Genomic DNA, 18,485 nt, shown 5'->3' on the forward strand with positions numbered 1-18,485 from the left:
CGCTGGTGGCGGCTTCGTTCATGGCCCTGTCTCCGGCTCCGCGATTCTCAGCTCGCGGTGAAGGGCACGCCTTCGACGCTGTCCGGGAACTTGTGCACCGGCACCTTCATCCACTTGTCGTAGACCTTCTGCAGCTCGCCATTGGCCTTGATCTTGTCGATGAAGCTGTTGATCGCCGCGTTGATCTCCTTCTCCCCGAGACGGGTGCAGGCGCCGTTGTAGAGGTTCTGGAATTCGAGCTTGTTCTCGAATTCGCCCGGCCGCCCCTGCTCGATGCGCTGCATGTAGAAGATGTTGCCGCCCAGAGCCTGAACCTGGCCGGAGACCAGCGCCTGGATCGACGGCGCGTCGCCGTCATAGCGGCGGATGACCGTGCCGGCCGGCGCGTTCTTCGTCACCTGCGTATCCTGAGCCGCGCCCTTGGCGACGCCGATCGTATAGCGCCCCATATCCTCGTTCTTGGTGATCTTGTCCTTCTTGGGCCCGATCAGCACGATGGTGTTGGCGACATAGGGCTTGGAATACTGCACCGCCTTGGCGCGCTCGGGCAGCATCGCCATGGTGGCGAACAGGACGTCGACCCGGCCGGTGGTCAGGGCCGGAATGCGGTTGTTGACCTCGAGCGGCACGAATTCGACCTGGACCCCGAGCTCCTTGGCGAAGAGCGTGGCGATGTCGGCATCGAGCCCGTCCTGCTTGCCGGCGCTGGTGACGAAGCCCCATGGCGGATTGTCGCCCTGGATGCCGACGATGATCTTGCCTCTGGCCTTGATCTCGGCCGGCGTGATCGCCTGGGCGGGGCTGCCGAGCAAGGCCGGCAGCGCGAGCGCCGCGGCGCCGGCGGCGAGGAGGCTTCTGCGTGTCGTCTTGTTCATGTTTCTCTCCCTCTTCGAGCTTTTGCGTTGGTCTTCTGCGGTGAACTTGTGGTGGGCCTCAGCGCGAGGCGGTCGCCATGCGGCGCTCCAGATGCGCCCCGTAGAGCGAGAGCGGCCAGCAGATCAGGAAATAGAGGATGCCGACGATCCCGAAGACCAGCAACGGCTTGAAGGTCTGGTTCGAGATGATGTTTCCGGCGCGCGTCAACTCGGTGAATCCGACGATCGCGGCAAGCGAGGTTCCCTTGATCAGCTGGACCAGGAAGCCGACCGTCGCCGGCAGTGAGATGCGGATCGCCTGGGGCAGGATGACGTCCTTCATCCGCGAGAGATAATGCAGGCTCAGCGCCTTGGCGGCCTCGGTCTGCCCTTTCGGCACGGCCTCGATCGAGCCGCGCCAGATCTCGCCCAGATAGGCGCTGGCATGCAGCGTGAAGCCGATCGCCACCGCGACCCATGCGTCGAGTTTCAGCCCGATCAGGGCAAGCCCGTAGTAGACCACGAAGAGCTGCATCAGCAGCGGCGTACCCTGGAACAGCGCGATATAGCTGGCCGTGCCGCGCTCCAGCGGCGCGATGCCCGAGGTACGCAGCAGCGCGACCGCGAGCCCGAACACGCCGCCGCCGATGAAGCCGACAAGCGACAGCAGCACCGTCCATTTCAGGCCGGTCAGCAGAAAGAGGAATTCGGCCTCGCCCATCGCCCCCTCCTCACTTCACCGGATAGCTGAAGTAGCGCTGCGAAATCGCTGCGAAGAAACGCATCATCACCCAGGAGATGATGAGGTAGAACAGCGTGATCGTGCCGTAGACCTCGAAGGAGCGGAAACTGTCGGATTCGATCCGCTGCGCCACCGAGGTCAGCTCATAGGCCGAGATCGCCGAGCAGACGCTGGTCGTCAGTGTCAGCAGCACGAACTGGCTCGTCAGCGACGGAAAGATCGCGCGCAGCGCCGGCTTGAGCACGATCAGCCGGAAGACCTGCGCCTTGTGCAGCCCGAGCGCGAGCCCCGCCTCGATCTGCCCCTTGCCGATCGACTGGACGCCGCCGCGGATGATCTCGATGGCATAGGCGCCGCCGTTGATGCCGAGCGCGATGATGGCCGTCGGCGTCGGGTCGAGCCGGACGCCGGCCAGCGGCAAGGCGAAATAGATGAAGAAGATCTGCACCAGGAAGGGTGTGTTGCGCACCAGCTCGACGAAACCCTTCACCAGCCAGCGCAGCGCAGCGACGCGCGAGTCGCGCAGGATGACGCCGCCGATGCCGATGACGATGGCGAGCGCCATGCCGCCGAGCGCCAGGCCGAAGGTGCCGAGGCAGGCCAGCAGAAGCTGCGGCATCCCCTCGATCACGGGCGTGAAATCGAGCTTGTAGTTCATTCGCTCTCCCTGAGACGGTCGACCTTCTGCCGGGTCGGTCCGGGACGTTCCTCGCTGAAGCCTCTTGGCGGGCTTCCGTCTTCCGCATGGCTTGCGCCAGCGTGACGGGATGATAAATGTACTAACCGGTTCAATTGGTCAAGCGCAATGTACCGACCTGTCCATTTGACGGCGCGACTGCCTTCCGGCCGCCGAATCCCGTAAGCGAGGCCTTGTGACGAACCCGGTCGATTCCCGCTCAGGCAAGCGCCGCCAGGCATCCTGGACTCAGGATCCCGAGGGCGTGCGTCGCGATATCCTGGAGGTCGCGCGGGCCGAGTTCGTCGAGAACGGGCTGAGCGGGGCGCGCGTCGACGACATCGCCGCCAAGACCGCGACCAGCAAGCGGATGATCTACTACTATTTCGGCGACAAAGAGGGGCTCTACCGCGCCGTCCTGGAAGGGATGTACGATCGCATCCGCAGTTTCGAGCGCAGCCTCGACCTCGATACCCTTGCGCCCGAGGAGGCGATCAGGCGGCTGACCGAGGCCACCTTCGACTATCACATCGACAATCCCGACTTCGTGCGGATGGTGATGGTCGAGAACGTGCATCATGCCCGGCATCTGCGGGCGTCACGTACCATTGCCGACCTCAACAGCTCCGTTGTGGACGTCACGCGCCGCATCTACGAGCGAGGGATCGCGGCCGGGCTGTTCCGGCCCGGGCTGGAGCCGCTCGACATCTCGCTGACGATCAGCGCGCTGAGCATCTACAACGTGTCGCACCGCGCCACCGTGGGGCAGGTCTTCGGCTACGACATGTGCACGCCGGAAGCGCTCGCGCGCCGCCGCAGCATGACCGTGGCCGCCGTGCTGGGCATGTTGCGAGGCTGAGCGGCCGGCTGTTACCGCTGCGGCTCAACCGCGCTCGACGAGGCCGGCCATCGCCTCGATGGCGAGCTCGTAGCCGGCAGCGCCCAGCCCGGCGATGACCGCCGTCGCGGTACGGGAGACCAGCGAGTTGTGGTAGATCGCCTCGCGCGTGTGGATGTTCGAGATGTGCAGCTCGATCTTGGGCCCGTCGAACATCTTCAGCGAATCCAGCAGCGCGACCGAGGTGAAGCTGTAGCCGGCCGGGTTGATGATGATCCCGCAGGCCTCCTGCCGTGCCTGATGCACGCTCTCGACCAGTTCGCCCTCGAAATTCGTCTGGCGGAAATCGATCGCGTATCCGAGCCCGCGCGCCTTGGTCTCGCAGCGCATCTCGATCTCGGCGAGTGTCGTGGTCCCGTAGATCGCCGGCTCGCGCTGACCGAGAAGGTTCAGGTTGGGACCGTTCAGGACGAAAATGCGTTTGCTCAACGCTGCCTCCAAGAATGACGCCGCCTTCGGCGCGTGCCGACCGTGGACCGGGCGATCGGATTTGACCAGCCGCCGGGCGAAGAGACGCGCGGCTCCCCCCCTCGCCTCCCGGCCTTCCGTAGCGCGCCTCAGGCGGCGGCGGTCCTGCCGCCGAGATAGGCCGCGCGGATTTCCTCGTTCGACCAGAGCTGGTCCGGCGTGCCCGACAGAACCAGTTTGCCGGTTTCGAGCACATAGCCGCGATCGGCGACGGAGAGACCCATCCTGGCGTTCTGCTCGACGAGCAGCACGGTCGTCCCGCGCCGCCTGATCTCGGCAATGATCGCGAACACCGCCTGCACGATGACCGGCGCCAGCCCGAGCGAGGGTTCGTCGAGCAGCAGGATGCGCGGTTTCGCCATCAGCCCGCGCGCCACCGCCACCATCTGCTGCTGTCCGCCCGAAAGCGTCCAGCCGAGGGCGTTGGCAAAGCGGCGGATGTCGGGGAAGAGGTCGAACATCTCGTCCGCCTCCTTCTTGATCTGCGAGGTCTTCAGCCCGCTGCGGTTGGAGGCGCCGAGCATGATGTTCTCACGCACGCTGAGGCCGGGGAAGACGTGCCGCCCCTCGGGCACATGGGCGATGCCGCGGCGGACGATCTCCTCGGGTCGCAGGCCGGCGATGGACTGGCCCTCGAAGAGAATGTCGCCGGCCGCCGGCTTCGCCAGCCCGGAGATGGCGCGCAGCGTCGTCGACTTGCCGGCGCCGTTCGACCCCAGCAGCGTGACGACCTCTCCGGCCTCGACGACGAGCGAGATGCCGTCGACGGCCTCGACCTCGCCATAGCGAACGACGACGGACTTCAGTTCAAGCAGCGGCATCGGGACCCGTCCCCAGATAGGCGGCGATCACGTCGGGATGTTTCAGCACATCGGCCGAATAACCGTCGGCGATGCGGCGCCCGAAGTTGAGCACGGTGATGTGCTGGGCGACCTCGCTGACCAGCGTCATGTCGTGGTCGATGATGAGGATGGTCAGTCCGCGCGCCGAGATGCGCTTCAGCAGGTCACGCAGCTCGACCTTCTCCGAGGAGTTGAGGCCGGCGCCGGGCTCGTCGAGCAGCAGCAGGACCGGATCTCCGGCGAGCGCACGGGCAATCTCGACCGCCCGCTGGTGCCCGTAGGAGAAGCTCGACACCACCTCGTCGGCACGGTCCTCGAGCTCGACGAAGGCGAGCGCCGCCCGCGCCCGCTCCGCCAATGCGGCCGGGTCGTTGCCCGCGGGGCTGCCGGGGCGCTCGGCGCCGACCATCACGTTCTCCAGCGCCGTCATCGAGCGCCAGAGCCGGATGTTCTGGAAGGTCCGGCCAAGCCCGGCCCTGGTGCGCGCATGCGGCGGCAGCCCGGTGATGTCCTGCCCGTTAAGCACGATGCTGCCGGCAGTGGCCTTGTAGAGGCCGGAGAGCACGTTCAGCGTCGTCGTCTTGCCCGAACCGTTGGGGCCGATCAGCGCATGCACCCCGCCGCGCCTGATGGTGAGATCCACCTCGTCGACCGCCTTGAGCCCGCCGAAATGCTTCGACAGTCCGCGCACCTCCAGGACGGTCTCGCTGCCCTGGCCGCCACCGGAGAGCTGCAGCGCGGCGCTTGTCCTCGTCGGCAGCACCGCACGCTTGAAGCGGTCGAGCAGGCCGCGCAGATAGCCCCAGATGCCGTCCGGCATGAAGACGACGATCAGGATCACCGCCGCGCCGTAGATGGCGAGGTAGAGGCCGGGGATGCTCTTGAGGAAACGTAGCCATTCCGGGATCAGGATGAGCAGCCCGGTGCCGATCACCGCGCCGATCGGCGAGGCGACGCCGCCGAGCAGCACCATGGTCAGGAACACCACGGATTCCGCAAAGGAGAACTGATCCGGGCTGACATAGGAAAAGCCACCGGCGAAGAGGCCGCCGCCGATACCGCCCAGAATCGCCGAGAGCGCGAAGGCCGTGACCTTCGTCCGATAGACGTCGATGCCCGCGACCCCGGCCGCGAGCTCGTTGTCGCGCACCGCCCGCATCGCCCGGCCGAGCCGCGTGTCGCGCAGGTGCCAGACCAGGAAGCCAAGGGTGCCGAGCGCCGCTATGCAGAAGGCGAGATAGATCGAGCCGTCGGAGAGGAAGCCCGGACGCGGAATGGCGCGCACGCCATCGGGGCCGTTCGTGACGGGAATCCAGTTGATCAGCACCAGGGTCACGATCTGCTGGAAGGAGATCGTGACCATCGCGAGGTAGTGCCCGCCGAGCCTCAGGGTCGAGGCACCGAGCAGCGCCCCGAAGCCGGCCGCGACGCAGGTGCCGATCAGGAGGCAGACCCAGAAGTTGACGCCGTAATGCGTCTGGCCGAGCCCGACCGCATAGGCGCCGAGGCCGAAGAAGGCCGCCTGAGCCAAGTTGATCTGGCCGCACAGTCCGAGCACGATCGTCAGCCCGAGCACGGCGATGGCATAGGTCGTCGCCTGCAGGGAGATGTTCAGCACATAGCCGGTTTTGGGGACGACGATGGCGATCGCCATGGCCGCGAGGACGAGCAGCACATAGGCCGGGACGCCCCAGCGCAGGCGCGGCCGGATGTCGCCGGGAGCGGTGGTGGTCTCGCTCGTGCTCATGCTTTTTCCGCCACCCGCTCGCCGAAGATGCCCTGCGGCCGGAAGATCAGGAAGGCGATCAGCACCAGGAAGGCGAAGCCGTCCTTGTAGGGCACCGAGATATAGGCGGCACCGAAGGTCTCGATCACGCCCAGAGCCAGGCCCCCGATGATCGCCCCCGTCACGTCGCCGAAGCCGCCGATGATCGTCGCGGCGAAGGCCTTGAGCGCGATCGTCGCACCCATGCCGATCGAGACGAACAGGACGGGCGCCACGAGGATGCCGGCGATGCCGCCGATCACGGCCGAGTAGATGAAGGTGATCATGATCATGACGGCCACGGGAATGCCGAGCAGCGAGGCCATCTCCTTGTCCTGCGAGGTCGCCTGCAGCTTCTTGCCGAGCAGGGTGTGCTCGAAGAACCAGTATTGCAGCGCCACCAGCAGGGCAGTGACGACGATGATCAGGACGTACTGGTTGTCGAAGTAGACCGGCCCCAGCATGAAGCCGGGCGTGTCGAACCAGCCGGACAGCACCTCCGGTTCGGGCCCGTGGATCGCCAGCGTCGTGTTGGCCATGAAGATCGAGGCGCCGATGGTCGAGATGATGACCGGCAGATAGGTCCGGTGACGCAGCGGGTAGTAGACCGCCAGATTGAAGACGGCGCCGAGCCCCGCCATGCCGATCAGCGCGACGACGAACGCCATCCAGTAGGGCAGTCCGATCTTGACCGAGAACACCACCATCAGGAAGGCCGCCACCATCGAGAACTCGCCCTGGGCGAAGTTCACGACGTTGGTGGCCCGGAAGATCAGCACGAAGCCCAGCGCGACCAGCGCGTAGACCGAGCCGATGCCGATGCCGGTGAAGAGAAGCTGAAGAACGAGATCCATCTGTCTACCGCGCTAGCGTGAGGCCGGCCGCTTCGTCGCGGCGGACAGCGGGAAGCCGTCCGCAGCGGAAGCGTGTTGCGAGATGCAGGACGTGCCCTTCCGGGGCCCGCGGCTTCCGTCGGCCAAGCCGATCGGCGGCCGGTTTCCCGGGCGAGATCGGGCGCCCTGGCGGGCTCAGCCCAGGTTCGGCGGGAAATCGATCCGCTTGTCGAACTTGATGTCGCCCTTCTCGTTCTTGACGATGTTGTAGCCGTGCAGGCCGTCGCCGTTCTTGTCGAAGTTGTATTCGCCCTCGGCCCCCTTGTGGCCACGGATCGCCAGCATGGCCTGGCGGACCTTTTCCGGCTCGGTCGAACCCGCCTTGTTCATCGCCATCGCCAGGCAGGTGACGGCATCGTAGGTCCAGGAGGACTGGTTGTCCGGCGCGACCTTGCGGACATCACGATAGGCCTTGCCGAAGGCCTTCGAGGCCTCGCTCGAATCCTCGGCATAGTCGGCGACGCCGTAGGTGTTGTAGAGCGCCGGCCCGGCGAGCTTGAGAGCCGAGATGTTGACGATCGAGGGAGAGCCGACCCAGGGAATGTTGACGCCGAGCTGGCGCAGCTGCCGGGCGAAGATGCCGAGATCGGTCTCGAAGGTGAAGTAGGTGCCGAGGATCTCGGCGCCCGACTGGCGCACCGCCAGCACCACGGGAGTGAAGTCCTGGCTCTGGTTGGCATAGCCCTGCTTGAGGGCCATGGTCGCGCCGTTGCCGGGCAGCGCATCCTCGAGCGCCTTCGCGCCGGCCGTGCCGAAGGCGTCGGTCGAGTGCACGATCGCCCACTTCTTCTTGCCGAGTTCCTTGGTGCCGTATTGGGCGATCACCTTGCCCGAATAGGAATCGTTCGGGCGGAAGCGGAACAGCCAGGGATTGCCGAGCTTGGTCAGGTTCGGATCGGTGCCGCCGAAGCCGACAGGCTTGCCCGCCTTGAGCATGTCGGGCGCCATCGCGTGCATCTGCGTGGAGCGGATCGAGCCCAGGAAGGCGACGATGTCGGACTGGCTGGCGAGCTTCGAGAAGGCGAGCACCGCGCCGGGATTGGTGGTCTGGTCGTCCTCGAACACGAGCTCGAGCGGCTTGCCGAGCACGCCGCCGGCCTTGTTGACCTGCTCGAGCGCGATCTTGGCGCCGGTCTGGGCGAAGGAGCCGGATTCGGCCGCTGCCCCGGTCATCGGCACGACCATGCCGATCTTGACCGTGGCGCCCTGGGCATAGGCTGTGCGAAGGACGGCCGGAGCCGCAATGGTGCCGGCAAGACCGGTCGTAAACCTGCGACGGGTCAAATTCATCGTTACCTCCCGTTTTAATGGATTAGATCGGGTCTTGCAGCCCGGCTTCGACTATTGTGTATCCTGTCGGCTGGCGGCAAAACACCGCAACGTCTCATCCTTTAGGATGAGACGCCCGCCCGTCTCCGGCGAAAATCCCTCCAGCTTTCCAGGCAGGATTCCATGGCTTCCTCCGCCGCTCTGGCCCCGGTTTTCGAGCATATCGAAGCGAACCGGCCGGCTTTTCTCGATCGCCTGATCGACTATCTGCGCCATCCCAGCATCAGCGCGGAGAACATCGGCATCGCCGAGGTCGGCAATCTGCTGCTCCGGATGCTCGGCGACATCGGCCTCGAGGCCAGCCTGATCCCGACCGAAGGTCACCCGATGGTGATCGGGCGCTGGGAGAAGGCGCCGGGCAAGCCGACCGTCCTGCTCTACGGCCATTACGACGTGCAGCCCGCCGATCCGCTCGACAAGTGGCTCTCCCCGCCCTTCGAGCCGACGATTCGCGACGGGCGCCTCTACGCCCGCGGCGTCGGTGACAACAAGGGGCAGCACTTCGCCCAGATCCTCGCGATCGAATCGCATCTCAAGGTCCATGGCGAGCTGCCCTGCAACGTCATCCTGCTGCTCGAGGGCGAGGAGGAAATCGGCAGTCCCCGCATCGCCGGCTTCGTGCGCGCCCATTCGCACCTGCTGAAGGCCGATCTCGCCGTCACCGCCGACGGCCCCCGCCATGCCAGCGGAGCCCCGACCATCAAGTTCGGCTCGCGCGGCGTCGTCTCCTTCGATCTGCGCTGCCGCCACGCGAGCCGAGACGTCCACTCCGGCAACTTCGGCGGCGTCGTGCCGAACCCGATCTGGACGCTGGTCCATCTGCTGGCGACGATGAAGAACGCCGATGGCGAGATCACCATCGAGGGGCTGCACGACGATGTCCTGCCGCCCACGGCCGAGGACATCGAGGCGATCGCGCGCCTGCCGCTCGACCTCGACGCCTTCAAGCAGGGCCTTGGCCTTTCCCGCCTCGACGCGCCGCTCGAGCGCCCCTTCTATGACCGCCTCTGCTTCCAGCCGACGCTGACGATCAACGGCTTCCACGGCGGCTATGGCGGGCCCGGCACCAAGACCGTCCTGCCGAACGAGGCGCTGGTGAAATGCGACATCCGGCTCGTCGAGGCGCAGGACCCGCAGGACGTGCTGCGAAAGGTCAGGGCGCATGTCGAGAAGCATGCGCCCGAGGTCGAGTTCATCGTCGAGGAAATGGGCATGCAGCCGTCCAAGACGCAGATCGCCTCGCCCTACACCGCACCGCTGCGCCGCGCCTTCGTCGCCGCCCATGGCGAGGAGCCGCTGCTGATCCCGGCCGGCTTCGGCAGCCTGCCGAACTACGTCTTCACCAAGATCCTCGGCATCCCGGCCTTCGTCACGCCCTACGCCAACCATGACGAGGCGAACCACGCCCCGAACGAGAACATGACGCTGGACTGCTTCCACAGCGGCGTCCGGACGGGTGCGGCGCTGCTGCATGAACTGGGGCAGATGAAGGCGCCGGCCTGACCGGCCTCAGCCCTCCTTCTCCCCCTCCGGGCGCCTGCGCAGGAGCTGGAAGCCGGCCCAGGCGCTCATTCCGGCCAGGCAGAACCAGGTCAGCGCATAGATGAGGTGGGTGTTGCGGAAGCTGACGACGGTCAGCCCGCCCAGCGGCCGCGGGCCGGGCTCGGATTCGGCATCGGCATCGACGAAATAGGGCGCGACGGTGCCGAGCCCCCTCGCCTGCGCGATCGCGGCGACGTCACGCGAATACCAGCGCCCGCCGGCCGGGTCATTGCTGCGCAGGAAGCCGCCGCCGGGTTCGCTCAACCGCAAGAGCCCGGCGAGGTGCGTCCGGCCGCGCGAGACCGCGCCGCTGCGCGCCGACGGGTCGCTCCGTCCTTCCGGCACGAAGCCGCGATTGACCAGGACGGTGAACCCGCGCTCGCTGCGGAACGGCGCCAGCACCCAGAAGCCGGGGCCCTTAACCGTGACGGCTTTCACCAGCGTTTCCGGACCAGGCAGATAGACCCCGTCCAGCGCGACCTTGCGGTACTCGGCGTCGGCGGGCTCGAGGCCGGGCCAGTCCCCCGGTCCCGGCGCCGGCACCGCCTGCGCATGGATGCGGGCATCGACGCGCGCGATCAGATCGAGCTTCCAGCTCCGCCGCTCGATCTGCCAGAGCCCAAGGCCGACGAACACGCCCGTCAGCAGGCCGGCCAGCGCGAGGATGCGAAAGCGGCTCATCCGCGACGGCGGGCCACCCTCGACCCGCCCTGCCGGCGCCGCCATGGCCGCGCCCTCACATCGGGTGATCGCCCGGCGCCATCGGCATCATGTTGCTGTTGAGGTGGTACATCACCCAGAGCGAACCCGAGAGCGCGATCGCCACGATGACGATGGTGAAGATCAGCGCCATCATGGTCCAGCCGCCCTCCGAGCGCGAATTCATGTGGAGGAAGTAGATCATGTGGACGACGATCTGCACCGCCGCGAAAGCCATGATGACGATCGCCGTCGTGGTCGCGTTGCCGAGCACGTCGGCCATGACGAGCCAGAACGGGATGGCCGTCAGGATGGCGGCCAGCACGAAGCCGGTGAGATAGCCGCGCAGCGTCGCATGGGAGGCGCCGTGCTCGCCGTGATCGGCGCCATGGGCATCCGAATGGTTCTGCGGTCCGCTCATTTCAGCACGCCCATCAGGTAGACGAAGGTGAAGACGCCGATCCAGACGACGTCGAGGAAGTGCCAGAACATGGAAAGGCACATCAGTCGTCGGCGATTGGCCTCGATCAGCCCGCGTTGCGACACCTGCACCATCAGCACGGTCAGCCAGATCAGGCCGAAGGTGACGTGCAGCCCGTGCGTGCCGACCAGCGTGAAGAAGGACGACAGGAAGGCGCTGCGCATCGGCGTCGCACCTTCCAGGATCATATGGTGGAACTCGTAGAGCTCGATTCCAATGAACGCGAGGCCGAACAGGCCGGTCACGAGCAGCCAGCCCTGCACCGCCGCCTGCCGCCCCTTGTCCATCGCCAGCATGGCAAAGCCATAGGTGATCGAGGAGAACAGCAGCATGGTGGTGTTGACCGCCACCAGCTTCAGGTCGAACAGATCGGCGCCCGATGGCCCGGCCGCATAGCTGCGCCCGAGTACTCCGTAGGTCGCGAAGAGGACTGCGAAAACCAGGCAGTCGCTCATCAGGTACATCCAGAAGCCGAGCATGGTCGAGCCGCCGGAATGCTCGTGCTCGTCCTCCGTGAGATGGAAGACCGGAACGTCGGCCTTGTCTTGCTGGGCTGTCGCCGTCGTCATCGCCATCCCTCAGGCCCGCGCGAGCTGTTCGGTGCGCAGGTCTTCCTCGCGCAGGACCGTCTCGGCCGGGATATGAAAGTCCCGATCGTAGTTGAAGGTGTGCGCGATCGCCATGACGATCACCGCCGCGAAGCTCAGCGCCGCCAGCCACCAGACATACCAGACCAGCGCAAAGCCGCAGATCGTCGCGAAGGCGGAGATGATCAGGCCGGCGCCGGTGTTCTTGGGCATGTGGATCGGCCTGAACCCGTCGAGCGGACGCTGGTAGCCGCGCTTCTTCATGTCGGCCCAGGTATCGTGGTCGTGGATCACCGGCGTGAAGGCGAAGTTGTAGGCCGGAGGCGGCGAGGAGGTCGACCATTCCAGCGTGCGCCCGTCCCACGGATCGCCGGTGACGTCGCGCAACCGGTCGCGATGCTGGATGCTCACGGCGATCTGGATCAGGAAACACAGGATGCCGAGCGCGATCAGCACGGCGCCGAAAGCCGCGATGACGAACCAGATCTGCAGCGACGGATCCTCGAAATGGTTGAGGCGCCGGGTCACGCCCATCAGGCCGAGCACGTAGAGCGGCATGAAGGCGACGTAGAAGCCGATCACCCAGAACCAGAAGGAGAGCTTGCCCCAGAACGGGTCGAGCTTGAAGCCGAAGGCCTTGGGGAACCAGTAGGTGATGCCGGCGAAGGCACCGAAGACCACGCCGCCGATGATCACGTTATGGAAATGCGCGATCAGGAACAGGCTGTTGTGCAGGATGAAGTCGGCCGGCGGCACCGCGAGCATCACGCCGGTCATGCCGCCGATGACGAAGGTCAGCATGAAGGCGATGAGCCACATCATCGGCAGTTCGAAGCGGATCCGCCCACGATACATCGTGAACAGCCAGTTGAAGATCTTCGCGCCCGTCGGGATCGAGATGATCATCGTCGTGATGCCGAAGAACGAATTCACGCTGGCGCCCGAGCCCATCGTGAAGAAGTGGTGCAGCCAGACGAGGTAGGACAGGATGGTGATGACCACCGTCGCATAGACCATCGAGGTGTAGCCGAAGAGCCGCTTGCCCGCGAAGGTCGAGGCGATCTCCGAATAGATCCCGAAACAGGGCAGGATCAGGATGTAGACCTCGGGGTGGCCCCAGATCCAGATCAGGTTCACGTACATCATCGGGTTGCCGCCGAGATCGTTCGTGAAGAAGTTGGTGCCGACATAGCGGTCGAGCGTCAGCAGCGCGAGCGTGCCGGCCAGGACCGGGAAGCTGGCGACGATCAGCACGTTGGTGCACAGCGCCGTCCAGGTGAAGACCGGCATCTTCATCATGTCCATGCCGGGCGCGCGCATCTTCACGATGGTCGCGATCAGGTTGATGCCCGAGAGCGTCGTGCCGACACCGGCGATCTGCAGCGCCCAGAGGTAGTAGTCCATGCCCACCCCGGGCGAATAGGCGGCCCCCGACAGCGGCGGATAGGCAAGCCAGCCGACCTTGGCGAACTCGCCGACGAAGAGCGAGGCCATGACCAGCACGACGCCGCCGACGGTCATCCAGAAGCTGAAGTTGTTGAGGAAAGGAAAGGCGACGTCGCGCGCCCCGATCTGCAGCGGCACGACATAGTTCATCAGCCCCGTGACGAGCGGCATGGCCACGAAGAAGATCATGATCACGCCATGCGCCGTGAAGATCTGGTCGTAATGGTGCGGCGGCAGATAACCTTCGTTGGCGCCAAAGGCGATGGCCTGTTGCCCGCGCATCATCAGCGCATCGGCGAAGCCGCGCAGCAGCATGACCACGCCCAGCACCATGTACATGATGCCGATCTTCTTGTGGTCGACGCTGGTGAACCACTCGTTCCAGAGATAGCCCCAGGCCTTCATTCGCGTGATCACGGCGATGAGCGCCAGGCCGCCGATCGCCACCGCAGCGAAAGTCGCGAGCAGGATGGGCTCGTGATACGGGATCGCTTCGAGGGTGAAGCGTCCGAATACGAGCTTCCACCAGTCGGGATAGGAATTCATGGCTTCCTCGGATCGCTAGGCTTGGCCAGGCGGCCGTTCAATTGGAGGCGCGGGCGATCTCGCCCTTGCCGTAGACATCGGCCGGCGTGCAGATCGCGGTCACGAACGGACGCGGCGGCATGGGCGCGCCGCCGCGGCGCACCGATTTGTCGTATTCGAGAGCCATCACGGTGGAGATGCCCTCCTTGCCGCCGCCGCCCTTGGCGTCCATCGCCATCATGTCGCGCATGCACATCTTCGCGCGGTCGACGCACATGTTGAGAATGAGGTCGAAGAGATTCGGCGCGACATTGCCGAACTGGCGGGCGGGCTCGCGCTCGCTCGGCCGCTCGAGCACCAGATACTCCTCGCGGCCGAGCTTGTCGCCCTTGTCGCGCGCCGCCTTCACCCAGTCCTCGAAGCCGTTGCCTTCGAGGCCGCGGAAGCGGAAGCGCATGCCCGAGAAGCCCTCGCCGCTGTAATTCGCCGAGAAGCCCTCGAAATCACCGGGATGGTTGATGACCGCGTTGAGCTTGGTCTGCATGCCCGGCATCGCATAGATCTGGCCGGCGAGCGCAGGGATGAACAGCGAGTTCATCACCGAAGAGGCCGTGATCCGGAACTCGATCGGCTGGTTGACCGGCGCCACGACCTCGTTGACCGAGGCGATGCCCTGCTGCGGGTAGAGGAACAGCCATTTCCAGTCGAGCGCCACGACCTGGATGACCAGCGGCTCCTTGCGCGCCTGGGTGCTCCCCGCCTGCGCGGTCGTGATCGGCGTCGCGGCGCTGATCCGGTTGAGCGGCCGGTAGGGATCGAGCAGATGCGTACCCATCCAGGTCAGGGCGCCGAGGATGACGATGATCAGCAGCGGCACCGCCCAGATCACCACCTCGAGCGGCAGCGAATGGTTCCAGTCCGGATCGTAGTCGGCCTTTGCCGAGGCCCGGTAGCGCCAGGCGAAGAACACCGTCAGCGCCATCACCGGGATGATGATGGTCAGCATCAGTGCCGTCGAGATCAGCATGAGATTGCGCTGCTGCAGCGCAACATCGCCTGACGGGGACAAAAGCACCGCCTGGCAGCCTCCCAGCAGGGAGAGAAGCGGCAACAGCGCCAGAAAACGACGGTTTTTCAAGAGACCAAGCCCTCCGTGACCGGAAAGTTGCCGCTCTGTCTATCGTATTCTTTCGCACTGCACAGAGGACAGAATGTCCCATTGGCAGATGGCGGCCAGTTCGCTTTTATCCGGCGCATCCATGGCGTCCGGAGCCAGGGAATGTTATCCCTTTTCCGCGCGAACGAGGAAGCCCCCGAATGAGCGCCCATGCGGCAAGCCCGGCATCGACCCATCTGACGGACGAGCACGGCAGGGATCACGTCTCGCCCGGCGAGATCGCCATCGGCGTCATCATCGGGCGCACGTCGGAGTATTTCGACTTCTTCGTCTTCGGCCTCGGCTGCGTGCTGGTCTTCCCGCAGCTGGTCTTTCCCTTCGCCGATCCGCTGACGGGGACGATCTATTCGTTCGGCATCTTCGCCCTCGCATTCCTGACGCGCCCGATCGGCTCCGTCCTGTTCATGACGATCGACCGCATCTACGGCCGCGCCACGAAGCTCACCGTGGCGCTCTTCATGCTGGGCGGCTCCACCGCAGCGATCGCCTTCCTGCCCGGCTACGAGACGATCGGCATCTGGTCCGGCATCATCCTGGCGGCCTTCCGGCTGCTGCAGGGCATCGCGCTGGGAGGCGCCTGGGACGGCCTGTCCTCGCTGCTGGCGCTGAACGCCCCGCCGAACCGGCGCGGCTGGTATGCGATGCTGCCGCAGCTCGGCGCTCCGATCGGCTTCATCCTCGCAGCCGGCCTGTTCGCCTTCTTCGAGGGCGCGTTGTCCACCCAGGACTTCCTCGGATGGGGCTGGCGCTATCCCTTCTTCGTCGCGCTGACGATCAACGTCGTCGCCCTGTTCGCCCGCCTGCGCATGGTCGCGACGCAGGAATTCGCGCAGCTCATGCAAACCCGCGAGCTGATGCCCATTCCGATCACGCAGCTCATCCGCAAGCGCAGCAGCACGCTCGTCCTCGGCGCCTTCGTGCCGCTGGCGAGCTTCGCGCTGTTTCACCTGGTGACGATCTTCCCGGTGAGCTGGATCAACCTGTTCACCAATCGCTCGGTCGCGGAGTTCCTGATCGTTCAGGGCGCCGGCGCCGTGGTCTGCGCCGGAGCGATCATGACCTCCGGCCTGATCGCCGACCAGATCGGCCGCCGCCGGACGCTGATCCTGTCGGGCCTGATGATCGGGCTGTTCAGCATGAGCAGCATCATCGCGCCGCTGCTCTTCGGCGACAGCCTTGCCGGGCAGACCGTCTACGTCATCATCGGCTTCGGCCTGCTCGGCCTGTCCTACGGCCAGACGGCGGGCGCCGTCGCCTCGAGCTTCGGCCGAGAATACCGCTATACCGGCGCGGCCCTGACCTCCGACCTGGCATGGCTGATCGGCGCCGGGTTTGCTCCGCTGGTGGCCCTGACGCTGTCCAGCCGGCTCGGCCTCGCCTGGGTCGGCCTCTATCTGCTCTCGGGTGCGATCTGCACGCTGGTCGCCCTCTGGTTCGACCGCCGGCTCGAGGCCCGCTACGGCTGAGCCGGCTCCGGCAGGCCGCCTCAGCGGCCGCGCCAGACCGGCGCCCGCTTGGCGAGGAAGGCCTCCATGCCTTCCCGGAAGTCCGCGCTCGTATAGCAGAGCGTGACGAGGTCGTCGCCAGCGACGCCCTGCGCGGCCGCTTCCGTCAGCCGCCGCATCGCTTCCTTGGTCGCACGCATGGTCAGCGGCGCATGGCCGGCGATCGTCCCGGCGAGCTCCGCCGCCCGCGCCATCAGCGCCGCATGATCAGGCAGCAACTCGCTGTAGAGCCCGGCCTGCCGCCCCTCCTCCGCCTCGACCAGCCGGGCCGTGAAGACGATGTCCTTCACCAGTGCCGGCCCGAGCAAGGCGTAGAGCCGGGCGTAATTCGCCATCGAGAGACAGTTGCCGAGCGTGCGCGCGATCGGAAAGCCGAAGCGGGCGGTCACCGTCGCGATCCTGAGATCGCAGGCGAGCGCGATCGCCGCCCCGCCGCCGGTGACGGCGCCGGAGATCGCGGCCAGCGTCGGCACCGAGCAACGCTCGATCGCGCCGATCACGCCCTCGACCCGCTCCTCATAGGCCAGCGCGTCTCCGGCTCCCGAAAACGCGCGGAACTGCGCGATGTCGGTGCCGGAGGCGAAGGCCTTGTCGCCCGCGCCGGTGACGATGATCACGCGCGGATCGCCATGCGCGGCCGGGTCACGGCAGATCTCCGCGAGCCTCTCATACATGGCGAAGGTCATCGCGTTGCGTGCCTGCGGGCGGTTGAGCGTGATCGTCCCGATCCCGCTCTCGACCGCATAGAGAATATCGTCGCTCACACAGACCTCCATCAGATCACGCCATTCGCCCGCAGCCGTGCGAGCCCAGCTTCGTCATAGCCGAGTTCCGCGAGAATGGCCTCGTTGTGCTGCCCCGCCGCGGGGGTCGGCTCGGTTACCGCGCATGGCGTCCGCGACAGCGTCACGGGCTGGCCGACCACCCGGATCGCACCGAGCTCGGGATGGGCCAGCGGCCGGGCGATGCCGAGATGGCGCACCTGCGGATCGTCGAACATTTCGTCGACGCCGTAGATCGGCCCGGCCGGGACGCTGTGCTGCTCCATCACCGCGAGCCAATCGGCGCTGTCGGCCTGGGACAGCCGCTCCTCGATCATCTCCCGCAGTTCCGGCCGGCGCTCGAAGCGCTTTTCCGTACTGTCGTAGCGACTGTCCGTGCCCCATTCGGCCCGCCCCACGGCGCGGCAGAAGGAGCGCCACTGCTCCTCGCCGCCGACGCCGAGATTGATCGCTCCGTCGCGCGTCCGATAGACGCCCATCGGTGTCTGGTAGGGATGGTCGTTGCCGGCCTGCGGCGGCACCGAGCCCTCGACGAGATAGCGCGCAGCCTGGAAATCCATCATCGCGATCTGCGCCTCGAGCAGCGAGGTCTGCACCCACTGCCCCTTCCCCGAAACGGCCCGCTCCTGCAGCGCCACCAGCGCGCCGACGGCGCCGTAGAGCCCGGCCGAGGAATCGGCCAGTGCGATGCCGGCACGTACCGGTCCCTGCCCCGGCAGGCCCGTCACCGCCATCATCCCGCCCATGCCCTGCGCGATCTGGTCGAAACCGGCGCGCGTCCGGTACGGACCGGATTGCCCGAAGCCGGAGATCGAGACGAGGATCAGCCGCGGATTGACGCGATGGAGCGTTTCGAAGTCGAGCCCGAGCCGGTCCTTCACGTCCGGCCTGAAGTTCTCGACGAGCAGATCCGCCCCTTCGACCAGCCGCATCAGGATCGCTTTGCCCTCGGCCGTCTTCAGGTTGATGGCCAGCGACCGCTTGTTGCGATGCAGGTTCTGCATGTCGTAGCCGAGGCGCGGCCCGCTCATGTTCTCGTTCGGATCGAATCCCGCCGGGCTCTCGACCTTGATCACATCCGCGCCGAAATCCGCGAAGATCCGCACGCAGGTCGGCCCCGCCCGTACCCGAGTCAGGTCGAGCACCCGCAACCCCTTCAGGGCCGTCGATGGTCCAGCTTGCGCCATGGCCGTTCTTCCTCCCTGTCTGACCACCGCCCCTCGGAACCCTTGGCGGCCGAAGACGTTCGACCGCCATTGGCCGGGTCCATTCTC

The 18,485-nt window shown here is 66.2% G+C and carries 18 protein-coding genes; 3 read left to right on the top strand and 15 right to left on the bottom strand.

All coding sequences use genetic code 11. The features are described 5' to 3' along the window. Positions 1-47: 47 nt before the first annotated feature. Genes BGO20_RS06020 through BGO20_RS06030 form a run of 3 tightly spaced genes read right to left on the bottom strand, consistent with a single transcriptional unit; the run spans position 48 to position 2,254 of the window. The gene (locus tag BGO20_RS06020; protein ID WP_291661904.1) at positions 48-875 is read right to left on the bottom strand and encodes a transporter substrate-binding domain-containing protein; all 828 of its coding nucleotides are present in this window, start codon (positions 873-875) and stop codon (positions 48-50) included. A gap of 58 nt (positions 876-933) precedes the next feature. After that, positions 934-1,575, bottom strand: a complete 642-nt coding sequence (locus BGO20_RS06025) for an amino acid ABC transporter permease (protein WP_291661903.1) — start codon at positions 1,573-1,575, stop codon at positions 934-936. Between the two features lie 10 nt (positions 1,576-1,585). After that, complete coding sequence (locus BGO20_RS06030; RefSeq protein WP_291661901.1) at positions 1,586-2,254, bottom strand: amino acid ABC transporter permease; 669 nt, start codon at positions 2,252-2,254, stop codon at positions 1,586-1,588. A 283-nt stretch (positions 2,255-2,537) separates the two neighbouring features. Here BGO20_RS06030 and BGO20_RS06035 point away from each other — a divergent pair, with 283 nt between their 5' ends. After that, positions 2,538-3,131 (top strand): TetR/AcrR family transcriptional regulator, encoded by a 594-nt coding sequence (locus tag BGO20_RS06035; RefSeq protein ID WP_291661899.1) that lies wholly within the window; start codon positions 2,538-2,540, stop codon positions 3,129-3,131. 24 nt (positions 3,132-3,155) lie between these two features. Here the strand turns inward: BGO20_RS06035 and BGO20_RS06040 are convergent, their stop codons facing one another. The 5 genes from BGO20_RS06040 to BGO20_RS06060 form a co-directional block, all read right to left on the bottom strand. Continuing rightward, a complete protein-coding gene (locus tag BGO20_RS06040) occupies positions 3,156-3,599 on the bottom strand; it encodes a type II 3-dehydroquinate dehydratase (protein ID WP_291661897.1) in 444 nt (147 codons plus the stop codon). A 128-nt stretch (positions 3,600-3,727) separates the two neighbouring features. Then, positions 3,728-4,459, bottom strand: a complete 732-nt coding sequence (locus BGO20_RS06045) for an ABC transporter ATP-binding protein (protein ID WP_291661896.1) — start codon at positions 4,457-4,459, stop codon at positions 3,728-3,730. Continuing rightward, the gene (locus BGO20_RS06050; RefSeq protein WP_291661894.1) at positions 4,446-6,227 is read right to left on the bottom strand and encodes a branched-chain amino acid ABC transporter ATP-binding protein/permease; all 1,782 of its coding nucleotides are present in this window, start codon (positions 6,225-6,227) and stop codon (positions 4,446-4,448) included. The genes BGO20_RS06045 and BGO20_RS06050 overlap by 14 nt, the downstream gene beginning before the upstream one ends. Then, complete coding sequence (locus BGO20_RS06055; protein WP_291661892.1) at positions 6,224-7,099, bottom strand: branched-chain amino acid ABC transporter permease; 876 nt, start codon at positions 7,097-7,099, stop codon at positions 6,224-6,226. Before BGO20_RS06055 ends, BGO20_RS06050 begins: the two co-directional genes overlap by 4 nt. Before the next feature lie 174 nt (positions 7,100-7,273). Then, on the bottom strand, positions 7,274-8,428 hold the full coding sequence (locus BGO20_RS06060) for an ABC transporter substrate-binding protein (RefSeq protein ID WP_291661890.1): 1,155 nt from the start codon (positions 8,426-8,428) through the stop codon (positions 7,274-7,276). A gap of 162 nt (positions 8,429-8,590) precedes the next feature. Between BGO20_RS06060 and BGO20_RS06065 the strand changes: the two genes are divergently transcribed. Beyond that, positions 8,591-9,970 (top strand): M20/M25/M40 family metallo-hydrolase, encoded by a 1,380-nt coding sequence (locus BGO20_RS06065; RefSeq protein ID WP_291661889.1) that lies wholly within the window; start codon positions 8,591-8,593, stop codon positions 9,968-9,970. A 6-nt stretch (positions 9,971-9,976) separates the two neighbouring features. Here the strand turns inward: BGO20_RS06065 and BGO20_RS06070 are convergent, their stop codons facing one another. Genes BGO20_RS06070 through cyoA form a run of 5 tightly spaced genes read right to left on the bottom strand, consistent with a single transcriptional unit; the run spans position 9,977 to position 14,885 of the window. Continuing rightward, positions 9,977-10,735 carry an SURF1 family protein gene (locus tag BGO20_RS06070; protein WP_465245998.1) on the bottom strand — a complete coding sequence of 253 codons (759 nt, stop codon included), beginning with the start codon at positions 10,733-10,735 and terminating at the stop codon, positions 9,977-9,979. Positions 10,736-10,745: 10 nt separating this feature from the next. Further along, positions 10,746-11,129 (bottom strand): cytochrome o ubiquinol oxidase subunit IV, encoded by a 384-nt coding sequence (gene cyoD / locus BGO20_RS06075; RefSeq protein WP_291661888.1) that lies wholly within the window; start codon positions 11,127-11,129, stop codon positions 10,746-10,748. Further along, positions 11,126-11,758 (bottom strand): cytochrome o ubiquinol oxidase subunit III, encoded by a 633-nt coding sequence (gene cyoC / locus BGO20_RS06080; RefSeq protein ID WP_440141857.1) that lies wholly within the window; start codon positions 11,756-11,758, stop codon positions 11,126-11,128. Before cyoC ends, cyoD begins: the two co-directional genes overlap by 4 nt. 9 nt (positions 11,759-11,767) lie before the next feature. Next, positions 11,768-13,768: a cytochrome o ubiquinol oxidase subunit I gene (gene cyoB, locus BGO20_RS06085; protein ID WP_291661885.1), complete on the bottom strand. Its 2,001-nt coding sequence runs from the start codon at positions 13,766-13,768 to the stop codon at positions 11,768-11,770. Between the two features lie 37 nt (positions 13,769-13,805). After that, entirely contained in the window at positions 13,806-14,885 is a 1,080-nt protein-coding gene (cyoA, locus tag BGO20_RS06090) for a ubiquinol oxidase subunit II (RefSeq protein ID WP_291661884.1), read from the bottom strand. A 179-nt stretch (positions 14,886-15,064) separates the two neighbouring features. Here cyoA and BGO20_RS06095 point away from each other — a divergent pair, with 179 nt between their 5' ends. Continuing rightward, the gene (locus BGO20_RS06095; RefSeq protein WP_291661883.1) at positions 15,065-16,390 is read left to right on the top strand and encodes an MFS transporter; all 1,326 of its coding nucleotides are present in this window, start codon (positions 15,065-15,067) and stop codon (positions 16,388-16,390) included. A 20-nt stretch (positions 16,391-16,410) separates the two neighbouring features. On the opposite strand, the gene BGO20_RS06100 is transcribed toward BGO20_RS06095, so the two are convergent. Both BGO20_RS06100 and BGO20_RS06105 read right to left on the bottom strand, forming a co-directional pair. Next, on the bottom strand, positions 16,411-17,205 hold the full coding sequence (locus BGO20_RS06100) for an enoyl-CoA hydratase/isomerase family protein (RefSeq protein WP_291661882.1): 795 nt from the start codon (positions 17,203-17,205) through the stop codon (positions 16,411-16,413). Then, the gene (locus BGO20_RS06105; protein WP_291661881.1) at positions 17,205-18,398 is read right to left on the bottom strand and encodes a CaiB/BaiF CoA transferase family protein; all 1,194 of its coding nucleotides are present in this window, start codon (positions 18,396-18,398) and stop codon (positions 17,205-17,207) included. Before BGO20_RS06105 ends, BGO20_RS06100 begins: the two co-directional genes overlap by 1 nt. Between the last annotated feature and the right edge of the window lie 87 nt (positions 18,399-18,485).

The organism is Allobosea sp. 67-29, assembly GCF_001898115.1.
GTDB lineage: Bacteria > Pseudomonadota > Alphaproteobacteria > Rhizobiales > Beijerinckiaceae > Allobosea.